General features: G+C 66.7%; 5 protein-coding genes. 1 reads left to right on the top strand and 4 read right to left on the bottom strand.

Annotated features, from left to right (window positions below; translation table 11 throughout):
* Positions 1-140 precede the first annotated feature (140 nt).
* Positions 141-671: an SRPBCC family protein gene (locus ABZ671_RS32010; protein ID WP_357865098.1), complete on the bottom strand. Its 531-nt coding sequence runs from the start codon at positions 669-671 to the stop codon at positions 141-143.
* 179 nt (positions 672-850) lie between these two features.
* A complete protein-coding gene (locus ABZ671_RS32005) occupies positions 851-2,230 on the bottom strand; it encodes an endo-1,4-beta-xylanase (RefSeq protein WP_357865096.1) in 1,380 nt (459 codons plus the stop codon).
* Between the two features lie 975 nt (positions 2,231-3,205).
* Between ABZ671_RS32005 and ABZ671_RS32000 the strand changes: the two genes are divergently transcribed.
* On the top strand, positions 3,206-5,005 hold the full coding sequence (locus ABZ671_RS32000) for a family 43 glycosylhydrolase (RefSeq protein ID WP_357865100.1): 1,800 nt from the start codon (positions 3,206-3,208) through the stop codon (positions 5,003-5,005).
* Between the two features lie 148 nt (positions 5,006-5,153).
* Here the strand turns inward: ABZ671_RS32000 and ABZ671_RS31995 are convergent, their stop codons facing one another.
* On the bottom strand, positions 5,154-6,674 hold the full coding sequence (locus ABZ671_RS31995) for a non-reducing end alpha-L-arabinofuranosidase family hydrolase (RefSeq protein ID WP_357865094.1): 1,521 nt from the start codon (positions 6,672-6,674) through the stop codon (positions 5,154-5,156).
* A 321-nt stretch (positions 6,675-6,995) separates the two neighbouring features.
* Complete coding sequence (locus ABZ671_RS31990; RefSeq protein ID WP_357865092.1) at positions 6,996-8,330, bottom strand: PHB depolymerase family esterase; 1,335 nt, start codon at positions 8,328-8,330, stop codon at positions 6,996-6,998.
* Positions 8,331-8,722 lie beyond the last annotated feature (392 nt).

The raw sequence follows: 8,722 nt of genomic DNA, 5'->3' as shown, positions 1-8,722 counted from the left end.
CTTGCCGATGGCGTCTTGGAGCGCCTTGTCCAGGCCGGCGCCCTTGAACTCGCGTCCGGCGGTTGCCGGACCAACCACCCGGAGGCGTTCAGCCGCAGTGCTTGGCGCCCCGGCACCGCCGGATGCCGGGCCGACCACGGTCAGTGTGGGGCTTCGGCGACGGCTTTGATGCCTTGGAGGGTGGCGTTGATGCCGTCTCGCAGGGCGGCCAGTCGGCGTTCGATGATCGCCTCCTCGTGTTCCGGCGCCCGGTCGATGACGAGGCTGAGTCCCGTGCGGCTCGGACCGATCCGCGCCGAGTGGGTCAGGCGGCAGCCGGCGCCCTCGGGGGTGACCCGGAACTGCCAGGTCGCGCCCGGACGACGTGGATCGGCGGGTTCGTCGCCGAAGCGGTTGTCCGGGTCGACCACCACCCAGCCGAAGACCCGTGGCGCGTCGAACCGCACCACATGTGAGACGGTTCGCCACTCGCCCAGCGCCGGATGTTGGTTGTGCCCCTCGAACTGGGCGCCCAGCGCCGGCCCGCGGCTGTCGCCCAGCCACCGCACCTTGAGTAGCTCGGGACTGAACCGTGCGGGCAACTCGATATCCGTCACCAGACCCCAGACCCGGGTGGGGTCCGCCGCCAAGTGAAGGTCACATTCGACTGCCGGGCCGTCGGCGTACCGCACGTTTTGCTCCTCTGCTCGCTGACAGTGCGCACCGGTCTCACTACACAGCAACGTGTGATCCGATTTCAAGCAGGCGGATCTCGACGTCGAACGCGAGGAACGGCACGAACTCGTCGGACCAGAGTATGTCGTAGGTGTGGCGGCAGGTCTTGCCGCCACACCGCGATCAACGCTTCAGGTCAGCTCAGAGTGAATCGCTGGTTGGCCTGTCCGTTGCAGTCGTAGATCTGGATTTGCTGGCCGTTGCCGGTGCCCCAGACGTCCAGGCAGCGTCCGGACTGCACACCCGTGATGGTTCCGTTCGAGTTGACATTCCACTGCTGGTTGGTCTGCCCGTTGCAGCTGTAGATCTGCACGGCTGAGGCGTTGCCGGACCCGGCGGCGTCCAAGCACATGGTGCCGTAAACCGTCAGCTGCCTGCTCGACGTGAGGGTCCAGGCCTGGTTGGTCTGGCCGTTGCAGTCGTAGAGCTGGACCCGCGTGCCGTTGTTGCGCGACGCGTTCGGCACGTCGACGCACCGGCCCGACTGGGTGCCGACGATCCGCTTCGCTCCGCCCGGCGTGGCAGAGGGCGAGGACGACGGGGAGGTGGTGCCACCGCTCGGTGTCGACGAGGGCGTCCCGATCGGGCCAGCGGCATTGAGGGCGTTGAGCACCGAGGTGTACGCGGCCTTCTTGTTGCCGCCGCCGTCGAACAGCAGCGGGCTTTCATTGGAGCGCCATGAGTCGCTGTCCCGTACGCCCCAGACGGTGATGCTGACGCAGCGGGGCACGTTGACGCAGGCCTGGGTCAGCCCGGCGTACTGCGTGGTTGACGCGTTGGTGACGTCGACCTCGGTCAGGGCCACGTCCACGCCCAGGGCGGCGAAGCTCGACAATGTGGTTTGGAAGTTGCTCGGCAGCGAGCTGCCGCCGGTGAAGTGGGTCTGCAGACCGACGCAGTCGATCGGCACGCCGCGAGACTTGAAGTCTCGGATCATGTTGTAGACGCCCTGCGTCTTGCCGTAGGACCAGTTTTCGATGTTGTAGTCGTTGTAGCACAGCTTGGCCGACGGGTCGGCGCTGCGGGCGGTGCGAAACGCCACCTCGATCCAGTCGTTGCCGGTGGCCTGCAGGTTGGACTGCCGGCGGCTGCCGTCCTCGTTGAAGGCCTCGTTGACGACGTCCCAGTAGGCGAGCTTGCCCTTGTAGTGGGCCATCACACCGTTGATGTGATCGATCATTGCCTGGCGCAGGTTGCTGCCGCTGAGGCTCTGCATCCAGCCTGGCTGCTGTGAGTGCCAGGCGAGGGTGTGGCCGCGGACCTTCATGCCGCGCTGGGTCGCCCAGTTGTAGATCTGGTCGCCGGAACTGAAGTTGAACTGGCCCCGCTGGGGCTCCGTCGCGTCCGGCTTCATCTCGTTCTCGGCGGTCACCATGTTGAACTCGCGCCCGGCGATCGTGGTGTACGTCGAATCACCGAGCCGGTTCGCGGCGATCGCCGTGCCGAAGTACCGGCCCGACTGCGCGGCCGCCGCGCCCAGGGTGCTCGCCGCGGCGTTCGCATCCTGGATCACCATCACCGCACCCAGTGCCGCAACGGCGGCGACGGTGCCGCCGATCAGCAGTCGGATCGGTAACGAGCGACTCCGCGGGGATCCAGCGGAGTAGACAGGAGAACTGGTTGCCACGATGGCCTCCTTCTCGGTTCTGCGGCCCGGTCGCCGAGCACCACACGCGTGATCGGCCGCAGCCGACGAGGGTGCGAAGGGGATTCGGTGGATCGCACAACCTGGACCGATGAACGATGAACTTCAATGCCAGGTCATGTTGGCACGGCAGCACGGTTGGAACAATAGTTTCCGGAATACTTCCGGCAGGTATCAGTGGCCATGTGGCGCTGGGTCGCACCGGTCCGCCTCATCTGCCAGCAATTTTGGCAGGCTGCGGCGACGCGTGGGTGGGCGGCCGGTCGCCGCGAGGGCGGACGCGGTGGTGCCGTGCCAGGACGGCGTCCGAAACTTCCGGCCTTGATCCCGGACTTGGCCTCTGATCTTGGATGGGGTTCAATGCGCCGGGGGCAAGCCTGGTGCGCCTGTGGCATCGGCTCAGCCGAACGGCTCGAAATAGACCTGCTTCGTTGCCTGAGTGGACTGTTATCGTTAACATTACTCCTGCGGGGCTGCGCGGAGGGCTGGAGTTGGGCGGCCCCAGCGTCCGCTCAGCCCGGGATACCCCGACTCAGCGGACCCGCTACACCCCGGCCGCGAGCTTCCCGCCGCGCGCCGGCAAGACCACGCTGCTCAAGTGCAAGACCTGCGGTGCTCGCAGGTCCCTCGACGTGCTGAGGCCACCGACGCCGGCATACCCACGGCGAGCGTCCGGCCGGCTGGCGGGTGGCCCGCACCCTGATCGCGGCGCCTGTGGTCGGCTCCCGGCCGCCCGTCTTGTCAGGGACAGCGGTGTCCGATGTGACCGCAGCCGAGTCAGACAACAGCCGACAGCCCCTGGAGGCAGACATGAGGGTGTTCCCTCCACTCCCCGGCCAGCGCCGCATGCGGCGGCTCGTCGCCTGGGTCACGGCGGCGCTCTGCACCGCCGCTCTCCTCCCTGGCGTGGCCAGGGCGGACAACCCGATCATCCAGCACATCTACACCGCCGACCCGGCGCCGCTGGTGCACAACGGCCGGGTATACCTCTACACGGGTCATGACGAGGACGGCTCAACCTGGTTCACCATGAAGGAGTGGCGAGTCTGGTCGTCTGCCGACATGGTGAACTGGACCGACCACGGATCCCCGCTCAACATCGCCAGCTTCAGCTGGGCCAGCGCCGACGCCTGGGCCGGCCAGGCCGTCGCCCGCAACGGCAAGTTCTACTGGTACGTACCCATGACCGTCCGGGCGACCGGCGCGATGGGCATCGGGGTGGCGGTGGCCGACAGCCCGACCGGTCCCTTCCGCGACGCCATCGGCCGGCCGCTGGTGTCCAACGGCGAGATCGACCCGACCGTCTTCATCGACAGCGACGGACAGGCCTACCTGTACTGGGGCAACCCCAACCTCTGGTACGTGAGGCTGAACTCCGACATGATTTCCTACTCAGGCAGCCCGACGAAGATTCCACTCACCACCGCCGGATTCGGCACCCGCACCGGCGACTCGAACCGGCCGACGCTGTTCGAGGAGGGTCCCTGGGTCTACAAGCGCAACGGCCTGTACTACAACGTCTTCGCGGCGAAATGCTGCTCCGAGTTCATCGCCTACTCGACGGCCCCGGGCCCCACTGGGCCGTGGACCTACCGTGGAACGATCATGCCGAGCCAGGGCAGCAGCTTCACCAACCACCCCGGCATCGTCGACTTCAACGGCGGATCGTACTTCTTCTATCACAATGGCGCGCTGCCGGGCGGCGGCGGCTTCACCCGCTCGGTCGCGGTCGAGAAGTTTTCCTACAACGCCGATGGCTCGATTCCGACCATCACGATGACCACCACGGGGGCGCCCCAGGTCGGCACCCTCAACCCCTACACGCGTCAAGAAGCCGAAACGATGGCCTGGGAATCAGGCATCAAGACCGAAGCCGCCAGTGAGGGCGGGATGAGTGTCGGGTATATCGAGAACGGCGACTATATCAAGGTCAGAGGGGTCGATTTCGGCGCGGGGGCGAGCTCGTTTACCGCACGGGTGGCCTCGGCGACCAACGGCGGCGTCATCGAGCTCCGCCTCGACGGCACCACTGGTCCAGTGGTGGGGCGGTGCACCGTCCCGGGCACCGGCGGCTGGCAGACGTGGGCGAACACCTCCTGCACCGTCACCGGGGCTGCTGGCATCCACGACCTGTACCTCCGTTTCACCGGCGGCAGCGGCTACCTCTTTAACGTCAACTGGTGGCAGTTCGGTGCCGGAGGCGGCGGGAATCTGATAACCAACGGTGACGGGGAGAGCGGCACGTCGGGCTGGGGGGTCATGGGCAGTGGGACGCTGTCGTCGAACGCTGCGGTCGTCCACGGCGGGGCGGCGTCGTTGTTGCTCACCGGGCGTACGGCGTCGTGGAACGGTCCCAGCCAGGACCTGACCTCGAAGCTCACCAACGGCAAGAGCTACACCACCACCGTCTGGGTACGAAGCCAGAGCGGGACGCCGACCGTGAAGGCGACCCTGGCGCTGACCGCCAACGGCACCACGAACTACGTCTCGCTGACCTCGGGAACCGCAGTGAACCCGGACGGCTGGACGAAGCTGACCGGCACGGCAGCGGTGTCCTGGAGCGGCACGTTGTCCGGTGCCACCTTCTATGTGGAGACGGCCTCGGGTACCGACAGCTTCTTCGTCGACGACGTCTCGCTCCAGTAGGTCCTGCCGACCACTCGTGCTGGCCAGTCACGAGGATGAGGTGGGCTTCTTGCGTGAACTGGGCGGGCTCGGCCTCTGCGCCAAGCCCGCCGCTCCAGGTCCACCCGATCCTGAATGTCAGGAGCGAGCTTGGACCTGTGTCACGTCACTAGCGTTGCAGTGTCAGCACACCCGGCCGGTAGGGCAGGAGGCCGTAGTCGCCGCCGGAATTGGTGGCACGCCCCTGGTACAGCAACTGCAGGTTGCAAGGATCAATGGTCATGGTCTGGTCGGGGTTGCTGCGAACCAGATCGCCGTGGCTGATGTCGTTGGTCCAGCTGGCGCCACTGTTGGCCTTGCCTGCGAAGGGGTTGCTCTCCGTCGCGGCCTGGGGTGTCCACGAGCCGCCCAGGCTGGTGGCCGTGAAGGAGCGGAAGTAGCGCCCGTTCGCCCCGATCGCCTCGACGAGCATGAGGTACTGGTTCTGGCCCTGGACCTTGTAGACCTGAACCCCTTCGAACAGGTTGTTCGTCGTGTCGCTCATGATCACCGTCGATGCCGTGCCAAAGCTGCCCGGGAAGTTCCCGATGGGCATGCTGGCCCGGTAGATCTTGCCGTTGTCCCCAGCGAAGAACAGGTACATGTTCGTGCCGTCACCGATGAGCGTCTGGTCGATGGGTCCCGTGCCGGAGCCGGAAATGCTCCCGGAGAAGAGCGTCTGCGGCGACGACCATCCATTCGGATTGGTGGGGTCGCTCGATGTCCGGTAGGAGAAGGCCGGCCCGCCCCATTGGTAGGCAAGCACCCAGGTGTTCTTCGGGGCGAAGTAGAACAGCGTAGGCGCAACGGCAGCGAAGGACATCCCGTTCTGGCTGGCCGAGGCCATGTCGGACCAGTTTGTGAAGAGGCCGAAGTTCATCGAGCCCCAGCCCGATCCCGTGTCGTGAGTCGTCGCATAGACGAGATGCTTGCCGTTGTAGACGACGTTGGTGAAGTCCTTGAGCGACACCCACCCCGACCTCGGGTTCGCCAGCTGGCCCGTCGAAGTCCAGCGGTACGTCGACGGCAGCGTGCACGTGCCAGCCGGCGGCGTGGTGGGGCTACCGCCGCCGTCGACGCGGACGAGTTGCCACTGCTGGTTGCTGCCGTTCCAGTCGTCGTACTGCACGATGTTTCCGCCGTCGGCGGTCGAGGCGCCCTGCACCTCCATCACCTTGTTGCTGTTCCGGTTGATCAACCGGACGTAGCCACCGTCGGAGTCGGCCAGCCGGAACTGCTGGTTGGCCTGATTGCCGTCGGTCCACTGCACGATGCTGGCACTGTTGGCGGTCGACCAGTTGTAGACGTCCAGCACCTTGCCGGACAGCCGCGACCGCAACCGGTAGTAGCCACCGCCCGAGTCGACGAACTGCCACTGCTGCTGGTTGCCGTTGTTCCGCGCCCACTGCACGATGCGCGCACCGTCATTCGTGGCCAGGTTGTATACGTCCAAAGCCTTGCCACTGTTGCGGTTGATCAACACGTACCACGCGCTCGTGTCGACCGTCGCCGCGGCGGCGGGTGTCGACGCCACCGCTGCGGCGGCGCCGGCGACCACCACCGCCGTCACCCCAGCGGTGACGACGCGCGCCACCCAGCCGCGCCGCCGCAGCGGCGGCGCGATCGATGGAGACCTACCAAAGGCAAACATGATCCTCCTCCAATGACCAAGAGTCGAACGGCCTGTCCGAAGATAGGGCGCTGCGCGCGTTGCCATGGCCTTGCGGGCATGAATGTTAGCGCTAACATATGCTCGCGCGACCTGACACCTGACTCGCCCGGTAAGCCACTGCGTCGCCGCCCTGCCCATCGACTGTGAGCGATAACATGCCGTTCGTCAAGTAGCAAAGACCTGGGTCCACCAACCGGCGGCACCGCAACTTGTGTGCCTGACGACGCGCACCGGAGCCTCTCTGTGTCAAGCCGGTACTCCGGCGACGTCCGCGTGGCCGTCGCCGGAGTTCGGCCAGCGTCAGGTGATCGCGCAGGACACGCCGTTGAGGTTGAACGAGGCCGGCTTGGCGGTATTGCCGGTGTGCGTGGCTTGGAAGCCGATGGTGATCGACCCGTTGGCGGGAATGGTGGCGTTGTAGGCGAGGTTCCTAGCCGTCACCTGGCCGGAGGCGGGGGAGTAGGAGGCGTTCCAGCCCGACGTGATGGTCTGTCCACCGGGCAGAGTGAAGACCAGCGACCAGCCGTTGATGGCGCTGGTGCCGGTGTTGGTGACGGTGAGGTCCTCGGTCAGCCCGTTGTTCCAGGCGTTGACGGCGACGCTCACGCCGCAGCGGCCGGACGCCGGCGGCGTGCTCGGGCTCGGCGACGTGGTCGGGCTCGGTGAGGTTGTCGGGCTGCGCGACGTGGTGGGGCTCGGCGGGGTGGACAGGCCGAAGAACTGGATGGCGGCTGCGGCCATGCCGCCGGCGGGCAGGCTGTGTCCGGCGCCCTGGATGCTGTACGCCTCGACCTGGACGGTGCCGCCGGCGTCGGCGTACCTGCGCCGGTTCCAGTTGGTCTGCGGCGTGTCGGTGGAGGTGGGTGTCTGGCTGAGCCCGAACACGTTGGTCCACTGCTCGATCGTCTCCTGCAGCAGCTGGTACGGCACGAGCGTGTCGCTGGTGCCGTGCCACAACTGCACCCGTGGGCGGGGGCCGGAGTAGCCGGGGTATGCCTGGCGGACCGCGTCGCCCCACTGCTGCGGGGTCCTGTTCATGTTGCCGCCGGTGCATTGGCTGGTCGGGGGTGGGAAGTCCGCCGCGCCCGCGAAGCAGTTGTAGGGGACCCCCATGAATGCGGCGCCGGCCTTGAACACGTCGGGATAGAGGGCCAGCATGTGATTGGTCATCATGCCGCCGGACGAGCTGCCCGTGGCGTAGACCAGGTTGGGGTCGGCGCCGTACTGCTGCTGCACGTAGCGGATCATGGAAATGATCGATACCGGGTCGCTGCCGCCGCCACGGCGCTTGGCAGCGTCCGACCAGACGTCGAAGCAGTTGCCGAACCCGGCCTGCTGGGTCGCCGTCGGGTAAATCACGATGAATCCGTACCGGTCGGCCAGGCTGGCGAATTCACTGCCGGAGTAGAAGCCTTGGCCCGACCCGCCGCAGCCATGCATGGCCACCACGGTCGCCGGCCTGGCCGGGCGGGAATCCGGTACGTATACGTGCATACGCATCCGGCCGGGATTGTCGCCGAAGCTGGTCACCTCGACCAGCGACGCCGCGTACGCGGGCTGGAGCGTGGGCAGCACCAGGCCGGCCGCCGCCAGCGACGCGGCCAGGCAGAGCAGCAGCTTCCTTCTGATTCTCACGGGAACGACTCCTTCGATCACCTGTGCAGGGCGAAGATCGGGCACGCGTGTTCCGGTCGCGGGTATGCCCGGCTCCCCGCGGTGATCGCGCTGCCCACTCCGTGCGGCTCGCCCGGCCCGGCTCCGTGCGGCATCGTGTGGCAAATAGTGTTCCTGTCGGTCAGGAAAGTGTCAATCGATTAATTTCGATCAATGGGTGCTCGCTGTCGCGCACCCCCGCTTTTCGGCGTCCCGCCACCGTTGCCTGGCTTGCCCGGGCGAACGCCGACGCTGGCGCTGCCTGTCGGAGGTAGTGCGGCCTAGTACGGCAGCCGCCGTTCGGGATCATGGCTGAAGTTCGGCGTTGAGGCGTCGTTTGTAGTGGGCTCGTCGGGCTCGGGCTTGATGCCGGC

The sequence above is a fragment of the Micromonospora sp. NPDC006766 genome (assembly GCF_040636055.1).
Classification (GTDB): domain Bacteria; phylum Actinomycetota; class Actinomycetes; order Mycobacteriales; family Micromonosporaceae; genus Micromonospora.
This window is presented reverse-complemented; position numbering and strand designations above follow the sequence as displayed.